Source organism: Flavobacterium urocaniciphilum, assembly GCF_900110615.1.
Classification (GTDB): Bacteria; Bacteroidota; Bacteroidia; order Flavobacteriales; family Flavobacteriaceae; genus Flavobacterium; species Flavobacterium urocaniciphilum.
Genome location: NZ_FOEI01000003.1, coordinates 56,033 through 75,835 on the forward strand (window position 1 = coordinate 56,033; position 19,803 = coordinate 75,835).

14 protein-coding genes are annotated in these 19,803 nt (G+C 31.9%); 9 read left to right on the forward strand and 5 right to left on the reverse strand.

Annotated elements, in window-relative coordinates:
* Nucleotides 1–45: 45 nt before the first annotated feature.
* The 3 genes from BMY86_RS07095 to BMY86_RS07105 all read right to left on the reverse strand — a co-directional run bounded on the left by BMY86_RS07095 (nt 46) and on the right by BMY86_RS07105 (nt 9,916).
* A complete protein-coding gene (locus BMY86_RS07095) occupies nt 46–4,104 on the reverse strand; it encodes a reprolysin-like metallopeptidase (RefSeq protein ID WP_091466994.1) in 4,059 nt (1,352 codons plus the stop codon).
* A 109-nt stretch (nt 4,105–4,213) separates the two neighbouring features.
* Nucleotides 4,214–8,839, reverse strand: coding sequence for a lamin tail domain-containing protein (locus BMY86_RS07100; protein ID WP_091466996.1), 4,626 nt, complete (start codon nt 8,837–8,839; stop codon nt 4,214–4,216).
* Between the two features lie 27 nt (nt 8,840–8,866).
* The gene (locus tag BMY86_RS07105; protein ID WP_091466999.1) at nt 8,867–9,916 is read right to left on the reverse strand and encodes a hypothetical protein; all 1,050 of its coding nucleotides are present in this window, start codon (nt 9,914–9,916) and stop codon (nt 8,867–8,869) included.
* A 138-nt stretch (nt 9,917–10,054) separates the two neighbouring features.
* Here BMY86_RS07105 and BMY86_RS07110 point away from each other — a divergent pair, with 138 nt between their 5' ends.
* Nucleotides 10,055–10,504, forward strand: coding sequence for a regulatory protein RecX (locus BMY86_RS07110; protein WP_245745616.1), 450 nt, complete (start codon nt 10,055–10,057; stop codon nt 10,502–10,504).
* 307 nt (nt 10,505–10,811) lie between these two features.
* Nucleotides 10,812–11,864, forward strand: a complete 1,053-nt coding sequence (thiL, locus tag BMY86_RS07115) for a thiamine-phosphate kinase (RefSeq protein ID WP_091467002.1) — start codon at nt 10,812–10,814, stop codon at nt 11,862–11,864.
* An 89-nt stretch (nt 11,865–11,953) separates the two neighbouring features.
* Here thiL and rnhA read toward each other — a convergent pair whose 3' ends face one another.
* Both rnhA and purN read right to left on the reverse strand, forming a co-directional pair.
* Complete coding sequence (gene rnhA / locus BMY86_RS07120) at nt 11,954–12,433, reverse strand: ribonuclease HI (RefSeq protein WP_091467005.1); 480 nt, start codon at nt 12,431–12,433, stop codon at nt 11,954–11,956.
* Between the two features lie 105 nt (nt 12,434–12,538).
* Nucleotides 12,539–13,096: a phosphoribosylglycinamide formyltransferase gene (gene purN / locus BMY86_RS07125; protein ID WP_091467008.1), complete on the reverse strand. Its 558-nt coding sequence runs from the start codon at nt 13,094–13,096 to the stop codon at nt 12,539–12,541.
* Between the two features lie 236 nt (nt 13,097–13,332).
* Here purN and BMY86_RS07130 point away from each other — a divergent pair, with 236 nt between their 5' ends.
* From BMY86_RS07130 to BMY86_RS07160, 7 genes are all read left to right on the forward strand, one after another.
* Nucleotides 13,333–13,569, forward strand: coding sequence for an acyl carrier protein (locus BMY86_RS07130; RefSeq protein WP_002988156.1), 237 nt, complete (start codon nt 13,333–13,335; stop codon nt 13,567–13,569).
* 200 nt (nt 13,570–13,769) lie between these two features.
* On the forward strand, nt 13,770–15,023 hold the full coding sequence (gene fabF / locus BMY86_RS07135) for a beta-ketoacyl-ACP synthase II (RefSeq protein WP_091467010.1): 1,254 nt from the start codon (nt 13,770–13,772) through the stop codon (nt 15,021–15,023).
* A gap of 3 nt (nt 15,024–15,026) precedes the next feature.
* A complete protein-coding gene (rnc, locus tag BMY86_RS07140; protein WP_091467012.1) occupies nt 15,027–15,776 on the forward strand; it encodes a ribonuclease III in 750 nt (249 codons plus the stop codon).
* Between the two features lie 48 nt (nt 15,777–15,824).
* Complete coding sequence (locus BMY86_RS07145) at nt 15,825–16,295, forward strand: IPExxxVDY family protein (protein ID WP_091467015.1); 471 nt, start codon at nt 15,825–15,827, stop codon at nt 16,293–16,295.
* A gap of 2 nt (nt 16,296–16,297) precedes the next feature.
* The gene (gene pyk, locus BMY86_RS07150) at nt 16,298–17,728 is read left to right on the forward strand and encodes a pyruvate kinase (RefSeq protein ID WP_091467018.1); all 1,431 of its coding nucleotides are present in this window, start codon (nt 16,298–16,300) and stop codon (nt 17,726–17,728) included.
* A 231-nt stretch (nt 17,729–17,959) separates the two neighbouring features.
* Nucleotides 17,960–19,381, forward strand: a complete 1,422-nt coding sequence (locus tag BMY86_RS07155) for a sensor histidine kinase (RefSeq protein ID WP_091467021.1) — start codon at nt 17,960–17,962, stop codon at nt 19,379–19,381.
* Nucleotides 19,371–19,763 (forward strand): response regulator, encoded by a 393-nt coding sequence (locus tag BMY86_RS07160; protein WP_091467023.1) that lies wholly within the window; start codon nt 19,371–19,373, stop codon nt 19,761–19,763. The genes BMY86_RS07155 and BMY86_RS07160 overlap by 11 nt, the downstream gene beginning before the upstream one ends.
* The last annotated feature ends 40 nt before the right edge of the window (nt 19,764–19,803 follow it).

Below are 19,803 nucleotides of genomic sequence, written 5' to 3' on the forward strand. Positions count from 1 at the left end.
TCCGAAAATATCAGAATCGAGATTTTAATGTTAAAAGCTAATATATTATTTAATTACTTTTTTTGTTACTGATTGACCAGTTGTAAAAGTAATTTTAACTAATAAGGCTTGATTTCTATTTGCGATTGAAGTTATGTTCAATTCTTTTTCATTTACATTTTTATTATTGTAAATGTTTCTTCCTAAAACATCAAATACTTCAACACTTGCAATTTCTTGTGTAGCATTAATTTTCAATTCTTCATTTTGTGTAAATACTACAACACTTTCATCAGAAATAAATGTATCATTTCCTAAAACAGTATTTGTAAATACTAATTTAAATCGGTTATTAAATACACCTTCAGTTGTTGTAAACTCATAAGGAGCTTGTTTAATGTTGTGTGTAATATTTGTAACATTATCTTTTAAGAAAACATCTTGGCTTGTAAATAAACCATCTACATTTTCTAATGAAATATTATATGTTCCAGCTGTAGTTGCTTTTAACCCTAAAGCAATTTCGTCTGTATTTGCAAAAGGCAATCCTTTTCCTTGAATTACATATTCTGTATCATTGATAACATTGTATAACATTGTACTTTCTTTATCTAACACTTCTCCGTCAATAGCAAAGTCGATTCCGTTTGTAGCCCCATTCATATAACCTACTAAAATTTGGTTATAGTTATTTGTTGCATCGTTTAGGTTTAACCAAATTCTACTTGGATCTGAACTCGTTTCAACAACTTCATTATTTGAATTTCTAAAGAATTGAGTAGAAACAGAAGCATTTACTCTCTGAAGATTTGTAAACTTAGCTGTACCAAAATCGTATGCTAAAACAAAGAAACCTTGACCAGTTTGGATAGTTCCGTTTGGAACTGCTCCTCCAGCTGCAGAAGCTGTACCTCCAAGTTTTGTAAATGAAGCATAATTATTTACAGGATAAACACCACCAACTGCAGGTGCTGTATGTGTCCAGAAATATAACGCTCCAACAGTAGAAGGATTATCATCTAAGAATTTTGTTGCATTCATTGGTGAAGCATACGGGTTTCCTAATAAATTATATCCTTTTCCTAAACTAACAGTAGTATCTCCATTATAAGGAACACCTGTAAATTGACCATTAAAAACAGTTGATGTAGTTGGCCAATCATTAGCGGCACGAATCATATATCCTTTAGCTTTTGTAAAATTATTTGTAGCTGTAGCAACTTGGTAAGCTGTAGGAGTTGTAGTACCTGTATATAAATATTCGTAGAATCTATTTGGTAATGTACTTGGAGAAAACGCTTGTAATTGTTGACCAGAAACTGGTGAAGACCAAGCTGTATAATCTAAACGAACCATACCCGCTGAATTTCTTTTTACAATAATATTACCTGAATTAACAGCATTCGCATCAATTTGACGTAAAGCAGCATTATTATTTATTGTTAAAGTACCTGTACCATTTACAGTAACTCCATTTCCAACAATTAAAGTATGTCCGGCAACAAAAGTTACATTTACACCTGTGTTAACAGTTACTGAACAAGCTTCTAAATCTGCAGTTGATGTATAATTTCCTGCAAAAATTGCTGCTACATTTCTTACTGGTACACCATTAGACCATGATGTTCCATTCCAAGTAGAAGTAATTGCACCACAAGCAACAGGAGTTTCTACAACTTGTTTATAACAAATTGTAAATGTAAAACTATTCAAAACTCCATCCCTTGTATCAGCTGTAACATCCGCCACTCTGAATAACCAATTTCCGTTTGCATTTTGTCCGTTTAAAACTTGTAAAGTTGAAATAGGTTGCATCGTTCCAAAATTATTATCAGCACCACAACCAGCCGCTGTACCTGATTCACTATCAAAAGTTCCAACTAAATCTGAAATAGCATTATTACATCCACCATCCTGAAATAAAGGAACAAAAGTTCCAGCTGGACTATTAATTCCTGCATATAATTGATTTCTTCTTCCATGAGTAACATTTGATGTTACATTTACATCAGAAATAACAGCATTAAGAGGAATATTTAATACAAAGTTTTGATACGCTAAAGGATTTTGATCAGTAATTATATTTCCTGTAGTTAATGTTCTTGTATAATCTGTACAAATTGTAGTAATAGAATAACCAATAGCAAAATCAGTAGTATTTATAGCATAAAAATCATTTCCAGTTGGTTCAATTAAAATTCTACAATAAGGCGCAAATACATTTGGTATAGTAACCGTTTGAGTACCATCATTTGGTGTATTTGCCAATAACATTGTTGGATACGTTAAACCACCATCTGTTGATAATTTAATATTTACATTAGCAGCACCTGTCATAGTATTTGTACTATTAACCGTCCAAGTTACTGTTTGTGTTGAACCTTGCGTATAATTAATACCTGAAGTATTTTGAGAAGTAACCGTAAAAGGTCCTTTTGTATCATCAAAAGTTACAGCCGTATTTACACTTTCATTATTTCCACCACCTGGTTTATTATCTCTAACTGTTAATCTGAAATTTAAAGTTCTATTGATAGTTGGAACAACTTCCCATTGATTACCTGCAACACCATTAGCTAAATGATCTACCAATCTAGGAAAATAACGAGTACCAGCATTTTCTGGCATGTATGATCTAAAATTGGCACCATTCGTTTTTGTTCCAGATGGGTATGAAGCTGCAGCACCAACAGTTGTAGCGTCATCAACTTGTTCCCAACAATAAGATAACACATCTCCAGCATTTGCATCAGTAGCTGTTCCAGTTAATTTAAAAGCAGTTCCAATTGGTAATGTTTTAGTAGCTGGAGCAGAAGGAACTGGTACTGCATTGGCAATATTTACAATTGCCGGACAAGTTTTTCCTTTTATATTATTTGTAATTTGTTGAATTGAACCAGCATGAAAAATTGGAATAGAATGCGCTGCAACGTCTGTTGCACCTGTAATACCAGCATAACCCATAATAGTGATACCAGAACCAGGTTCCATATTAACTGAATTATTTTCTGTACTCATTGAGAAGGTATGGTTACCTCCTAATTGATGTCCAATTTCGTGAGCTACATAATCGATATCAAAAGTATCTCCTTCTGGAATGGCATCTGCAGGAGAAGTAAATCCTTTACCTTTAGAATTATCTGCAGAACAAACACAACCGATACAACCTGCATTTCCACCACCACCATCAGCTCCAAATAAGTGACCAATATCGTAATTTGCATTTCCAATAACAGATTGAAGAGTTGCTCCTAATTCATTATTCCATGCTCCACCAGCTCCTGTTGCAGAATCTGAATATGGGTCTGTTGCAGGATTATAATAAATTACAGAAGTTGTATTAGCAATTAATTGCATAGTACAATTAAAATCCATTTCAAAAACAGCATTACATCTTGTGTATGTTGCATTAAATGCAGCCATAACTAAAGCTACTTGTGCTGAACTTGTAGCTCCAAAATAATTAGCATATTCACCCGTACAAGATTGAGCCATTCTAAAAACTCTTAATTTAGCATCATCTGCATTATTAAGCACTACATTATTGTTTCCAGCTTTGTCAACAGAAGGACCAAATTCTCTAACAGCATCTACAGTAGAACAATTGAATGAACCGCTTTTTGATGCTTTAGATTTAGCAAAAACGATAAATGTTTTATTGTCTAAAGAAAAAGGATCGATAATAAAAGTGTCTTCCGAATCTACAGAGCGAATAATTGCGCTTATTCCATTTGATGGAGAAACACTAAAACGAATGACATCTCCTGGGTTTTTTACACTTTGTCCAGCAAAGGAACGAATCTCAGGAAATTGAGCTTGTAAACTAGGTTCAAAAGTTGAAGCTTCAACGATTCTGTACGTTACAATTTCTCCATTTGGATGTGGAATAGAAACGATTACATTTGACACACCTGTAAATGTATCCCTTTGTGGAACATTTACTAATTTTTGAACAAAAGAAACATAATCAAACGTATAAAGTTTATAGTCTGATGGTAAATTAGATTTTCTAATTTTTTCAGAAGGATTTACTTTGAATTTGTCAACTAAAGTCCAACTGTCATTTTTTTGCGCATAGGTTAACGTAGAAAAAATGATAAATAAAAAGAGTACTTTTTTTTTCACTACTTTTAGTTTTGGGTTAAGATATCAAATATATTGATTTTTATATAAAAAACAAAAAAGGAGCGAAAATAATCACTCCTTTTTTGTTAAATTCTTATATATTTATTAATTAATGTATAATCTTCTTATAAACTATTGCGCCATTTTCTAAACTGATTTTAACAATTAATGGAATGTTATTTTCCATAATAGCAACATTTAAATTGTTGTTGTTTACATCTTTGTTTTGAAATATCAATCTACCTAATGTATCATATACATCTACTTTTTGAATAGTTTCATTTTTAGAATTAATATGTATTTGATCATCTGAATACACGTTAATATCATTTTCATCAAAAGAAATTAACTCATTTGATAATGTAGATTCAGTATAACGCAACACAAAACGGGTATTATTTTTCCCTTGGGCAATTGTAAATTGATAAGGACTACTTGTAAGATCATGAATTACATTAAGTTCTGTATCTTCTAAATACACTTTTTGATTTCCAGTTACATTACTAAAAATACCATCAGCAGTTGCAATAGCAATTTTATATGTTCCAGAAGCTGGAGCAGCAACACCTAATTGTACTTTATCATTAACATCAAACGGTAATGTTCTACCTTGAATGGTTAACACTTCATTATCTAAAACAGAATATAAATTATAACTATTCTTAGAATCAGCAATTGCATCAAAAACATTATCTTTTTGGTTAGTTGCGCCATTTGCATATCCAATTAAAGTTCTAACCACAGAATTATTTGAAGACACTAAATCTAACCAAATTCTATGTTTTTCTATACCATTACCTGATTGTGCAACATTTGAATTTGTTCTAAAAAACTGACTATTGTTAAACGTTCTACTTCTTAAAGAATTTTTGAAATTTATTGTATTAGTACCTGCAGCACCATCGTTCATTATTACAAAAAATCCTTGACCTGCAGCAATTTTACCATTGAATGTAGCTGGTCCAGTTTGAGAACCTAAACTATTATAAATAATATAATCATTAGCCGTATAATTCGATTGATAATCCGCATAAAAAGGATCAACAATTGATGATGAAGGTAAAGTGTTGTGAGACCAAATTCTAACAGAGCCTTCGATATCTGCATAAAAAGCAGGTTTTGCTGGATTTCCATACGTATCAATAAACAAATCGGCATCAATAGCAGATGGGTATGGATTTCCAATTAAATTATGATTATCATCTTTAACTGTTCTCATAACACCATTCGGACCAGGAGTACCAGCATTTAAGTCGTTACCTCTTTGTATTGTAAAAGGAATAACTCCATTATTAGGAACACCAATAAAGTTAACGTTTAAAGGAGTGGTTGTTGAATTACTTATTCCAGATGGACCTCTAACAATATATCCTTTACCTTTAATCATGTTTTCTGTAGTGTTAATCCACATACCTAAACCACCGTTATAATTAGCCCCAACTGGATCCCATTTCCAAATTACACTTGTTGGAGTTGCTGGCGAAACACTTGTTATTGGGAAATTAGCCGCTCCAGCTGCACTTGATGTAGGAGCCGACCAATACACATAATCTTGTAAACGAATATTTGCAATACGCTCCATGTTGATGTTACCTGTATTTGTACCAGCATCATCAATTTGTACTAACGAACCATTATTTAAGATATTTAATGTTCCGTTATTGGTTACGTTGTTTTGAACTTCAACATACCCATTTGAAGATATGGTTAATGATTTTGTCGCATTCACTGTTAAACTACAACAACTGAAATCTCCATTAGTACCTGTTACATACGTTCCATCAATTATGGCAGCTTTTGAAATTGTTGGCGTACCTCCAATCCAAGTTGTACCGTCCCAAGTAGAGGCATTTGTATCTGTAATCTTTATAGCATTTGTAGCACTATAACAAGTTGCAGTATTTTCTCTAATTTGACAATAATATTGATAGTTTATTACTCCTGTAATATTTGAAATATTTAAAGTAGCAGCAGTTGCGCCACTATAAATTCCTCCATCTGTAACAGCAGTCCATGTAACACTACCAGGAGCCGCATAATACCATTGATAAGCCAAACCTAAACCACCTGCAAAACCTTCAGTTCCTGCTGTTGTTAAAACAGCAGAAGTTATTCCACAAGATGGCACATAAGTTGGATGAGTAGTTACAACTGGAGGCGCTCCAGTAGAAGGCAATGTCAATCCAGCACTAGGATAACATTCGCCTGCTGCTAAAGGAATTGTAGACCAATCTGCAGCCACATAAGAAGTTCTTGCAAGTAATGCTCCATTATTTCTAACCATATAATAACCTGGCGCTGTTGGATAAGTATCAACATCATCAATTACAACCGTTCCAGCTGCATTTCTTAATTGAATTCCATCATTTTCATTAAATCCACCATCAATAGTTCCATTTGTTGAAGCAGGCCCACAACTTCCTGCAGAAACTTTCAAAATACCTAAAGCTCCTGAAGCAATTGTACCAGTTAAATTAGCATAATCTATTTCATTTCCATCATCATGTGTAGAAGTTCTCCATAGTGTATAATTTGCTAAATTAACAGGGGCAGCTGTTCCATTGAATAAAGTAATGAATCCACCCGAACCCGTTTTTTCATCGTGTATATCATAAATAATTAAATCTGTAATAGCTGCAGATCCTTCACAAGAAGAGTTTTCTTTAGTAATAATTGTATAAGCATTATCAATAGTACAAGGTTGACTGTCTTTTACTGACATTATTCCAGTTGTTGCACCTGTTGGAATTAGTGCTACAATTTGAGTACCTGTATTTGAAACTATTGTTGCATTAATACCAGAGAATGAAACTGTAGTTCCAGTTAATCCTGTTCCATTAATAGTAACTTCTGTCCCAACAGGTCCCGAAGTTGGTGTAAAAGATGTTACGGTATGTGTTGGTACACAAGGAATAACACATTGATTTCCTTTTAAAATTATATTATCTATAAAATAATATTCTCCAGCAATAATACCTACAGATCTTAATCTAACACTTATTTGAGTAGCACTTGAAGGCACATTAACAATCCATGGATTTGTGGCTACAGTTGTAGGATCTAAAGCATTTGTACTACCCATATTAATTCCAGCATTACTAAATCCATCAACTAATTTTATACTTCCCGTACCTGTCCAAGTCACTCCATTATCATAAGAAATATCTAAAAATAAATCATCTCCAGAATCTACACCAAATGATGCAAATGCAACAGTTAAAGTTACATCTGAATAACCTGCTAAAGACATGTTACTAGTTGTTAAACTTCCCGCTCCATCCATTCTGTATGATTTGGTACCAAAATATTTATTTGTAGTTGTATTTGTTGCTCCTGTTCCGGTTGTAGTATATGACCAATCATCTGTAGTTTCAAAACTCAAAGATTTTAATGTACTATTAACTTGTTCATTATCATAAATAGATAGCTGTAAAGTATTATTAGTTCCTATTTGACAGTTAACATTACTATTTAATCCAAAAATCACATTTGTACTTCCATCACATGTACTATTGTCATTAATAGTGACAGATGTTGTAAAAGTCGTTGAAGATGCAAATGTTGCTGTAACTGGAACAAAATTATATTGAGTACCATTAATTGCAGTTCCACCTGAAACATAAATATTTACAGTATGAGACCCAATGATACTACTAACAGCTTGTAAATTATAAACTACACCATCTTCACTTACAGTTGCTGAAACAACTGAAAAAGCTACATCTGGCGCAATAATTGTTTGAGTATTACCAACTGCAGTTCCTGATACAGCACCGCTAGGAGTTGTAGTAGCTGTTAAATCTGCCGAAGCTAAGGAAGCGGTAAATGTTCTTCCTGAAGTGGCACTTGCACTAACATCAGCTACTAACAAATATTTTCTTATCACTGATAATCCAGTTTGTCCCACTAATGTAAAATTCATAGTATTTGCTAATGAAATTCCTGCTCCTGAAACAGAACTCTCTCCACCATTTACAACTCCATTACCATCTGCATCAAAATAAATTCTAATGTTTGATAAATCTGCAGTTGTAGATGTACCTGTTTTAGTAATTGTAACATTTGTTAAATCGTAACTAGTAGTACACGAAGTTGGCGTAACATCAAATCCAAATAAAACTGACGTAGTGTTCGTTAAAACATTTCCTGTAGCTGGACTTCCAGAGTTTGTAATTGACAAACCATTACTTGAAACAACTCCTATAGTAAAAGCAGTCGTTTCAGCAGTAGTGTCCCATGCTAAAACGCGAACATAATATGTTACACCATTTGTAAATGTTTGTGAAATTATTTCAGATGTTCCTGAGCCATGAGAAGTAAAAGTCCCTGTTCCAGATGCCGGACATGAATTTGTAAATACATCAACATCAATATCTCCTGTATAACCCGTAACAGTTATTGTATGGGTTCCAGTACAACTTGGTGTAAAAGAATACCATACATCTTTTTTAGTAGGACCATAACCTAATCCTGCCGTTGCACTAGAACTTGTTATATTTCCAGAAATTGGAGCTGCATTTATTGTTAATGAAGTTGCACTTGAACACAAATCATTAGAAGGAGGATTAACAACATTTATTTGAACCTGACCCGATGTTGAAGTTAGAGAACCTCCACAATAAGTAGTTTCACAAACAACATAATAGGTACCTACAATAGCAAAATTTGGCGTATAAGTTGTTGTAGTTGCACCAGGTATTGCAGATGTATATGGTCCACCATTAGTGGTACTCATATACCATTGTCTACTAATTGCTCCTGCTTATTCAGTTGCTGTAAGCAATGTTCCATTAGTAGCAACTGGAATTGTTTGAGTTGTTGTAGGCGCAATTGTAACAGAGCCTAAATTTATAGTCAAATCTGAACCATTATTACCTCCAGTTACAGCAGGTCCGTTAGAAATTACCCTTATTCTATATCCAGTTCCAGTTGGTGTATTTGCTGGAATTCCAGCAGAAATAGTTCCAGAATTCGCGTTACTTACTAAAGTACCAATATTTGTTGGAGAAGCAAAACTACCTGCTGCATTTGATAATTGTGCTGTATAGGTATTACCAGTGAATGTACCAGTACTAGTAAACGGCACTGATACCGCTGTGCCGCCGTTAGTTGTTACACAAAAAGGACTTCCTGTTATTGAACTTGTTGTGATAGTATTTGAAGAAGTTGTACCAGTAACACTTACATTATCAATAGAAAAACCAGGTCTGTTTCCTGAACCTGATACATCTCTAATCAACCATCTTAATTGAACTTCTGCTTGATTTTCACAGGCAATTGGTAGTGTTAAATTAATTGTTAATGGATTAACTGAAGTAGTTCCAGTAGTATTTGTAGGTGTCATCTGATTCAAATATCCAGAAGCCGCAACATCAGTAAATGTCCCTGTATTTCCAATTCTATATTGAAGTCCTAATTCATTTTGTCTTGTATTTTCAGTTCTTTGGGTTGCTGCAAGAAATGATACTTGAATATTTGTATTTGATGTTGTATTTATTGACAAACAGATTGTTTTCATTGCAGAACCTGTTGACATAATACCTAATTTACCATTAAAATCACCTACATGGGCTGTTGTAGATGTGTTTGTAGTTCCAGCTAAAGCTTGATTACCATTTGGCGCAGTCGTTGGATATGTTGCTGCTAAACTTCCAGCAATTGTCCAACCTTGCCAACCAGATGGATAAGCAGTTGTAGCACCTGTAAATGAAGCAAAGTTTTGAGAATAAGGTAACACCTGAGCAACAGGATTAGTCTGCCCCCAACTCACAACAGAGCACAACAAAGTAAAAATTAACAAACGTAATTTCATAGATATCTTAATTTTTTAATTAAATTTGGGTTGCTTAAAAAAAAGCCCGTAAAGATAACGTATTATTTTTGTATAATGAAATATTTTCTACATTATTAAATTGTTAAAGAATTGAAAACTAGCAAAAACGCTTTTTCCTTGAAAGAAATCTACGACAAAATAGAATACTACTGTTCGTACCAAGACCGTTGTCATAAAGAAGTAGAGCAAAAACTCAATTCATTTTTTTTAATTCCGGAAGCCAAAGAAAAAATTATCATCCATCTTATTGAACACAAATTTATTGACGAAGAACGATTTGCTAAAAGTTTTGTTAGAGGAAAACACAATTATAAAGGCTGGGGCAAAAACCGAATTATTCAAGAATTAAAATTCAGAGAAATTACCAAAAGAAATATAGATATTGCCTTAAAAGAAATTCCAAACGATATTTATTTAGAAAACTTTCACACTCTCGCTGAAAAAAATTGGGCATCCATTAAAGAACAAAAAGGACCTAAAAAAAATAAAAAATTTGTCGACTTTTTACTTCGCAAAGGCTATGAATCTTCTTTAATTTATGATAAACTTCAAGAGTTAAACAAATAAAAAAAGGCTGGAGAACCCAGCCTTTTGTACTTTTCATTTATTTTATTCCGATTACTAACTCTCGCAATAAATGAAAATAGGAATTACCTAAACACAACCAAATCGTTATAGTACATACAAACAAAAAACTACTAATTAAAAGTTTGAATTACTTAACGAGACAAAACTAAAATCGGCACGTTAACTTACATTATTGTTCTCGTTATTTAAAGGTTAACTTTTTCAATATTTAATCTTCCTTTTTTACCAAATAATACTCTATATTCAGTTTTCAGTTAATTACTTATCTTTGCAAAAAATTAATTTCATGTTAGAAGATAAAAATCAGAAGAAAACCAGTATTGCAAGTTTAGGTGAGTTTGGACTTATAAACCACTTAACTAAACATTTTAAAATCTCTAAAGAAAGTACACTAAAAAGTATTGGAGATGATGCTGCTGTTTTAGATTTTAAAGATAAAAAAGCTGTTGTTTCAACTGATTTATTAATTGAAGGTGTACATTTCGATTTAGCCTATATGCCTTTAAAACATTTAGGTTATAAAGCGGTTGTGGCAAACATTTCAGACATTTGTGCGATGAATGCTACTCCAACTCAAATTACGGTTTCTGTTGCTGTTTCAAATCGATTCCCATTAGAAGCTTTGGAAGAACTTTTTGAAGGAATTACGTTAGCCGCAAATGCTTATGAAGTTGATGTAATTGGTGGCGACACCACTTCTTCTCAAAAAGGATTAATTATTAGTATTACTGCTATCGGAGAAGCAAATTTAGACGATATTGCTTATCGAAATGGCGCAAATCAAACTGACTTATTAGTGGTTTCTGGCGATTTAGGTGCGGCATACATGGGATTACAAGTTTTAGAAAGAGAAAAACAAGTTTTTCAAGTTAACCCAAACAATCAACCCGTTTTAGACGATTATACGTATTTAATAGAACGTCAACTTAAACCTGAGGCTAGAACAGACGTAAAAGGAATTTTAGAACAATTGGAAATTCAACCAACGGCAATGATTGACATTTCTGATGGTTTATCTTCTGAAATAATGCACATCTGTAAACAAAGTCAGTTAGGTTGTAATTTATATGAAGAGAAAATTCCGGTAGATCCGCAATTAATCAATACGTGTGAAGAATTCAATATCGACATTACTACAATTGCCTTAAATGGTGGAGAAGATTATGAATTATTGTTCACTATTAAAATGGAAGATTTCGAAAAAATAAAAGGTAATCCGAACTTTACTGTAATCGGACATATGGTTGCAGAAAGCGAAGGCATTCATTTAGTAACTCGTGCCAACACAAAAATCGAATTAAAAGCTAGAGGCTGGAATGCTTTAAGCGAAGAAGAATAAAATTTTCACGAACTGTCACACTGAGCTTGTCGAAGTGTTGATTCAGTATCTTAAAAAAATACCTGATTTAAAAAATCAGGTATTTTTTTTTACATCAATTTCTGTTCTTCTGTTTCGTAATAAGTATCAATGTTTAGTTTTTCTTGTTGCGAAGCCATTACAGCTAATTGATCACAACGTTCATTTTGAGGATGGTTATTATGACCTTTAATCCACATAAATTTTACATTGTGTTTTCGGTATATTTTTAAAAATCGCATCCACAAATCGGGATTCTTTTTGTCTTTGAAATATTTCTTTTCCCAACCAAAAACCCAACCTTTTTCAACCGCATCAACTACATATTTGGAATCGGAAACGACTAAAACATTTGTTTTCGGATTTTTTAATTTTTCTAAACCAACAATAACTGCTAACAATTCCATTCGATTATTAGTAGTATGTCTAAATCCTTCGTAAAACTCTTTTTTATAAGGCGTGCCTACCATTTCCATAACTACACCATAACCACCCGGACCAGGATTTCCCTTTGCCGCGCCGTCAGTATATATGTGAACTTGGTAAGACATGTTAGATTATTAGATTATTAGATTATTTAGATTATTAGATTGTTCGATTAATTAAATTTAAAATTAAGAAAATTTTGCCGGTTTGACTTTCTAAGAAGTCTAACCTTATAACAATTCTGCTATTACTTTTGGAAAATGTTCCATTTCTAATTCGTGAATTTTTTGTGCAATTTCTTCTACAGTGGTACAACTTTCAATATTGACACTTTGTTGAAAAATGAAAGCACCTTCATCATAATGTTCATTTACATAATGAACCGTAATACCTGTTTCTTTTTCATTATTATTTAAAACCGCTTGATGCACATGCATTCCATACATTCCTTTTCCGCCATAATTTGGCAATAAGGCAGGATGAATATTAATTACTTTATCTGGAAACGCATTGATGATATGAGTTGGGAATTTTAACAAGAAACCTGCCAATACTATTAAGTCGGGCTGTAATTCATGTAATTGGTTTAAAACAGTTTCTTCTAAAAGTTCTGCTTTATTAAATACAAAAGTGGGTACATTAAACTTTTTTGCTCTATCTAATACTTTGGCATGCAGATTGTTAGTGAACACACCGACTACAGTTCCTTGACTTGATTTATCAAAATGTGCCATTATGTTTTCTGCATTAGAACCATTGCCGGAAGCAAAAAGTACAATCTTCTTCATGTAAATTGATTTTTTCAACTTGTTATAATAACAAATTACCTTATTTTGACACAAAAATAGCAATTCAAATAGGTTTAAACGCATAAATAGAAAAAATATTTTAACAGAAAAAGATAGAGAATTAGGCTATTGAAAGAATTTTTTATACATTCGTGGTCATATTTATTAACAATAAATGTTGTTTTAAAATAAAGTTTTTTATTTTTGCCAACAAATTAAATTAAAATTAAAAGATTATGTCAGACATTGCATCAAGAGTAAAAGCGATTATCGTGGACAAATTAGGTGTTGACGAAAACGAAGTTGTAGCAGAAGCAAGCTTCACAAACGATTTAGGTGCTGATTCATTAGACACTGTTGAGCTAATTATGGAATTCGAAAAAGAATTTGATATCCAAATTCCAGACGACCAAGCTGAAAACATTGCTACTGTAGGTCAAGCAATTTCTTACATCGAAGAAGCTAAGAAATAATAACCATTCATCCGTGTAAATTTATTTTTATACGGATGTTGTTATTTTTGTTTCTGTTTTTAAAAATCTTTGTTTAGATTTGTAAAAACATTGATTGTATTACAATCATTCACATAAAAAACATTTATGTAATACCCAATGTTTCTCATTTATTAAAAATTAGACACATTGGGTTTTTCTATATAACTAAAAAAAAATTTATGCAATTAAAACGTGTAGTAGTAACAGGTCTTGGAGCTTTAACTCCAATTGGTAACAACATTCAAGAATATTGGGATGCTTTAATTAGCGGAAAAAGCGGTGCTGCGCCAATTACTTATTATGACACTGAAAAACATAAAACTAAGTTTGCGTGCGAAGTTAAAGGATTCAATATTGAAAACTATATGGATCGTAAAGAAGCGCGTAGATTAGATAAATTTGCGCAATATGCTATCGCAGCTAGTGATGAAGCTATTAAAGATGCTGGTTTAGAATTAGAAAAACTTAACAAATATAAAGTTGGAGTTATTTGGGGAGCTGGTATTGGAGGTTTAGAAACTTTCCAAGAAGAAGTATTAAATTATGCAAAAGGTGACGGAACTCCACGTTTCAATCCTTTCTTCATCCCTAAAATGATTGCTGATATTGCACCTGGACATATTTCTATGAGAAATGGTTTCATGGGTCCAAATTATACAACTGTTTCAGCTTGTGCTTCTTCAGCTAACGCTTTAGTAGATGCTTTCAACTATATCCGTTTAGGAATGTGTGATGTTATTGTGTCTGGTGGTTCTGAAGCTGCAGTAACAATTGCAGGTATGGGTGGTTTTAACTCAATGCAAGCCTTGTCTACTAGAAACGAATCTCCTGAAACAGCATCAAGACCATTTGACGCAACTAGAGATGGTTTCGTATTAGGTGAAGGTTCTGGAGCTTTAATTCTTGAAGAATACGAACATGCAAAAGCACGTGGTGCTAAAATATATTGTGAAGTTGGTGGTGGTGGTTTATCATCTGATGCTTACCATTTAACTGCTCCACACCCAGAAGGAATTGGAGTTATTGCAGTTATGCAAAACTGTTTAAATGATGCTGGGATGAAACCAGAAGAAGTAGACCACATCAACACGCATGGAACTTCTACTCCACTTGGTGACGTTGCCGAATTAAAAGCGATTAGTGCAGTTTTTGGTGATCATGCTAAAAACATTAACATCAACTCTACTAAGTCAATGACAGGTCACTTACTTGGAGCGGCTGGTGCTATTGAAGCAATTGCTTCTATTTTAGCAATTAAAAACGGAATTATTCCTCCAACTATTAATCATAGTGTGGTTGATGAAAACATCGATCCATCATTAAACTTAACATTGAATAAAGCTCAAAAAAGAGAAATTAAAGTTGCCATGAGTAACACTTTTGGATTTGGTGGACATAATGCTTGTGTTTTATTCAAAAAATTAGAAGAGTAACATATGCGTCGCATATTAAAAAAAATATTGAAAAAATCCCCTTCTTCTAATCAAGATGGGGTTTTTTTTGAAAAAATAAGCCAAATTTTAGGGTTCAAACCAAATACCTTAAAATATTACGAAAAGGCTTTTACTCATCGTTCTGCCAACAAATTAGACGAAAAAGGAAACCCAATTAGTTATGAACGTTTGGAGTTTTTAGGCGATGCGATGTTAGGCAGTGTAATTGCTGCTCATTTATACAATAAAGTTCCAACTGGAGACGAAGGATATTTAACTAAAATGCGCTCAAAAATTGTAAGTAGAGAGCATTTGAATGAATTAGGAAGAGATTTTAAATTGGTTCAATTTGTGGAAAGCAAAGTAAATCCTTCTCATTTTGGTGATAATATTCATGGAAATATTTTTGAAGCCTTTATTGGTGCGATATATTTAGATAAAGGATTTGAATATTGTGAAAAATTCATTCATGAAAAAATCATCAAGCAATATGTAAATATCGAACGCTTAGAAGGAAAAGTAATTAGTTACAAAAGCTTAATCATTGAATGGTGTCAAAAAGAAAAAAAATCATTTAGATTTGATGTTTTTGAAGACAATGGTAAAGAAGGAATAAAATATTTTGGCGTAAAATTATTCATTGACGAAGAAGTTGTGAGTAAAGCAAGAGCGACATCTAAAAAGAAAGCTGAAGAAACAGCTTCTAAAAGAGCCTTTTTTGCTTTACAAGATTTAATTGAGAAAAAGCAATAATTTTTACCGATTTTTTAATCCTATCTTTACAAGATAATTTAAAATTTAATGGCAAATCTTAAACTAACATTAGATGATTTTGATTCAAATGATTTTGAACTCATTGCCATACACACAACTTTAAAAGATTTTAAATTAACTTTTTTAATTAATGCTAATTTAAATTTATTATTGTCGAAAAATGAAAACGACATAACCATCAAATCAAACGATGGGATTGGAAAGTTTTCCAGGTTTTGTTTCGAAGATGATAAACAAGATTTAACTTGGGATTTAATAAAAAATAAAACGAATTTCTATTCTAATAATTCTAATATTGGTTTCTTTGTAGAAGATACGATTACGATGAATTTAATTCCGGAGTTAAAAACTACCGATTTTTTACTAAAAATTGATAATGTAGATTTTAGTTTTAATAGTCAGGAAATAATAAATAAAATAAGTAAAATAAAAGATGTTTCAACTGTATATAAAGTAGAAACAGACAAAATAAAATCGATAAACAATTTAATTTTTTAAAAATGCATACAAATAAAAAAACAAAAATTGTTGCCACATTAGGTCCAGCATGTAGTACGAGAGAAGTAATTAAAAAAATGATTGACGCTGGTGTAAATGTATTCAGAATTAATTTTTCTCATGCCGATTATACTGATGTAAAAGAAAGAATTGACATCATTAGAGGATTAAACGAAGAGTTTGGATACACTACTTCAATTTTAGCCGATTTACAAGGTCCTAAATTGAGAGTAGGTGTAATGAAAGAAGATGTAGTAGTTAATCCTGGAGATATTATCACTTTCCAAACGGCTGAAGATGTTGCCGGTACTGCGGAAAGAGTTTATATGAATTACAAAGAATTTCCAAAGGATGTTAATCCAGGTGAAAGAATTTTATTAGATGATGGTAAATTAATTTTTGAAGCTGTTGAAACTAATAAAAAAGATGAAGTTGTTTGTAAAGTTGTACAAGGCGGACCTTTAAAATCTAAAAAAGGAGTTAACTTACCAAATACTAAAGTTTCATTACCGGCTTTAACTCAAAAAGATATTAAAGACGCTATTTTTGCTTGTGAAAACCAAGTTGATTGGATGGCACTTTCTTTTGTTAGAACGAAAGAAGACATTAAAGATTTACAAGATTTAATTGAAAAACATTCGGATCATAAAATTCCAATTGTAGCCAAAATTGAAAAACCAGAAGCGGTTGATAATATTGACGAAATTGTGAATGCTTGCGACGGTTTAATGGTTGCTCGTGGAGATCTAGGAGTTGAAGTTCCAGCACAAGAAGTTCCTTTAATTCAAAAGAAATTAATTTTAAAAGCTAAATTGGCGAGAATACCTGTTATTGTGGCAACTCAAATGATGGAAACCATGATTACGAGTTTAACTCCAACTAGAGCAGAAGTAAATGACGTAGCCAATTCGGTTATGGATGGTGCCGATGCTGTAATGCTTTCTGGAGAAACCTCTGTTGGAAGTTATCCTGTTCAAGTTATTCAAACCATGACAAGTATTATTGAAAGTGTTGAGGATTCACCATTAATTACGGTTCCTCATAACGCTCCAAATAAAAGAAACAACAGATATATTACGAAATCAATTTGTTTTCATGCAGCGCTAATGGCAGATAGTATAAACGCAAAAGCGGTTACTACTTTAACAAATAGTGGTTATACGGCTTTCCAAATTTCTGCTTGGCGACCACACGCACTTATTTTAGTATTTACATCTAACAAACGCATTTTAACTCAATTGAATTTACTTTGGGGTGTTAGAGCGTTTTATTACGATAAGTTTACCAGTACAGATGATACAATTGATGATATCAACTTAATTTGTAAAGAAAGAGAATATGTGAAAAAAGGCGATATGGTTGTAAATTTAGCTGCTATGCCAATAGCCAATAAAGGAATGGTAAATACGTTACGTATTTCTGAAATAGAATAACAACTAAAATTCCAAATATTAAAAATCCCAAATTCCGTCAAAATGATGAATTTGGGATTTTTTATTTCTAAAAATTTGACAGAATGTTTTTATTAATTTTTTTTGCTATGTGATTAAAAATTAGTAATTTAGAGTTCGCAAATGACCCAAAATTTATTTTATTAATTTCCTTTAGCATTCCTTTTAAAAGCAAAGGCGATTCGACATGTTAGTGATTAAAACTTAAAACTAATGAATCAAAAATTGAAAGATAAAATAAAATATCCTAGTATATACTTACTTTTTGGGATCATCTTCTTCTCATGTGCTTCGCTTATACTATTAAATTATTCTACCATTAGAATTTTATCTGCCAATAGAGCATACGTTACAGGCGAATCTCAATATTCTAAAGCACAGAAAGATGCAGTACGGTATCTTATCATGTATGTACATACTAATAACAAAAAATATTGGGAGTTTTATTTAAGAGAAATAAAAGTCATAGATGGTGCTAAACTTGCATTTGAACAATTAAATGTTAATCCAGATGATGAATTAGTAAAAGTTGGACTTCGAGCAGCCAGAGATAAAGAAGAAGATTTGGATGATATTATTTGGCTTTTTAAAAAGTTTCACAGCACTACATTGTTCTCGGAAGCATTTGGATTATGGGCGAATGCAAATAAATTATCAGAAGAATTAACGTTACTTGGAAGAGAAGTTCGAAACAATATAATCGCTTCAAATTTAACAGAAGTTGAAAAAACCACTTTACTACAAAAAATTGAAATAATTAGTGAAAAATTTACAATTGTTGAAAGAAATTTCACAGACGCTATGGTAAAAGGTTCATGGAAAACCAAAAGCTATTTAATATTTGCTAATATTTTTTTCATCTTGATAATCATAAGTTGTGTTGGGCTTTATTTTTCTTTAACCATGAAGAAATTATTAGAATCGGCCAAAGAAATAAAATTAAAAAACGATAATCTGATAGTTGCCAATCAAGAATTAGATCGATTTGTATATAGCACTTCTCACGATTTGCGTTCGCCGTTAACATCTTTAAAAGGATTAGTTCAAATTGCCAAAGACGAAGAGGATGTAACACAAATCAGATATTATTTTGATTTAATGGAAGAAACCATAAACAAACAAGATCGTTTTATCATAGACATTATTGATTATTCACGTAATAAAAGAACGGATAAATCGTTAGAAATTATAGACTTAAACCAATTAATTGACGATTCTCTACAACAAAATAATTATTCAGAAAATGTAAAAAATTTAAAAATAGAAAAACACATAGGAATAAAAGAGATAGTGAGTGATGGGCTACGATTAAAAATAATTTTCAATAATTTAATATCAAATGCCTATAAATATAGCGACCCAAATAAAAAAGAGCAAAAATTAGAAATCAATATCAGTAAGGAAAATGATTGGTGTAAAATTGAAATAAAAGATAATGGATTAGGTATTGAGAAAGAAAATTTACCAAAAATATTTGACATGTTTTTTGGAACCAATCGCAATATAGGCTCTGGTTTAGGACTATACATTACAATGGAAGCAGTAAAAGTTTTAAAAGGAACAATTACGGCAAGTTCACAAATAAATCAAGGAACAATTTTTACAATTTTATTACCTCTAAATTATGCAAACTAATGCATCCATATTATTAATTGAAGACAATTTAATTGATCAACTGATAACAACTAAATTGTTAAAAAAAACGTTTGAAAATTTTCATTACCATGTGGTTAATGATGGTAAAGAAGGTATGGATTGGTTGAATGCCATTAATTATAATTCTATTGAACATTTGATCATTTTATTAGATATTAAAATGCCTGGAATGGATGGTTTTGAATTTCTAAATAACTATGATGCGCTTTCAGAAGAACTAAAAAATAAAACAGAAATTTATATGCTTTCTTCTACTTTAGATCCAAACGATTTAAAAAAAGCAAATGAAAATACCTATGTAAAGAAATTATTCAACAAACCTTTATCTGTGGATCAATTTGTAGAAATTATCATGCATTAACATATTGAAAATAAAAAAGCGCAGAAGTTAATCTACGCTT

Coding starts and splice junctions, on each gene's coding strand:
- BMY86_RS07105 (WP_091466999.1), bottom strand. CDS start 9,916: ATGAAATTACGTTTGTTAATTTTTACTTTGTTGTGCTCTGTTGTGAGT.
- pyk (WP_091467018.1), top strand. CDS start 16,298: ATGCATACAAATAAAAAAACAAAAATTGTTGCCACATTAGGTCCAGCA.
- rnc (WP_091467012.1), top strand. CDS start 15,027: ATGCGTCGCATATTAAAAAAAATATTGAAAAAATCCCCTTCTTCTAAT.
- fabF (WP_091467010.1), top strand. CDS start 13,770: ATGCAATTAAAACGTGTAGTAGTAACAGGTCTTGGAGCTTTAACTCCA.
- BMY86_RS07130 (WP_002988156.1), top strand. CDS start 13,333: ATGTCAGACATTGCATCAAGAGTAAAAGCGATTATCGTGGACAAATTA.
- BMY86_RS07160 (WP_091467023.1), top strand. CDS start 19,371: ATGCAAACTAATGCATCCATATTATTAATTGAAGACAATTTAATTGAT.
- thiL (WP_091467002.1), top strand. CDS start 10,812: ATGTTAGAAGATAAAAATCAGAAGAAAACCAGTATTGCAAGTTTAGGT.
- purN (WP_091467008.1), bottom strand. CDS start 13,096: ATGAAGAAGATTGTACTTTTTGCTTCCGGCAATGGTTCTAATGCAGAA.
- BMY86_RS07155 (WP_091467021.1), top strand. CDS start 17,960: ATGAATCAAAAATTGAAAGATAAAATAAAATATCCTAGTATATACTTA.
- BMY86_RS07145 (WP_091467015.1), top strand. CDS start 15,825: ATGGCAAATCTTAAACTAACATTAGATGATTTTGATTCAAATGATTTT.
- rnhA (WP_091467005.1), bottom strand. CDS start 12,433: ATGTCTTACCAAGTTCACATATATACTGACGGCGCGGCAAAGGGAAAT.
- BMY86_RS07100 (WP_091466996.1), bottom strand. CDS start 8,839: ATGAGTACCACTAATGGTGGACCATATACATCTGCAATACCTGGTGCA.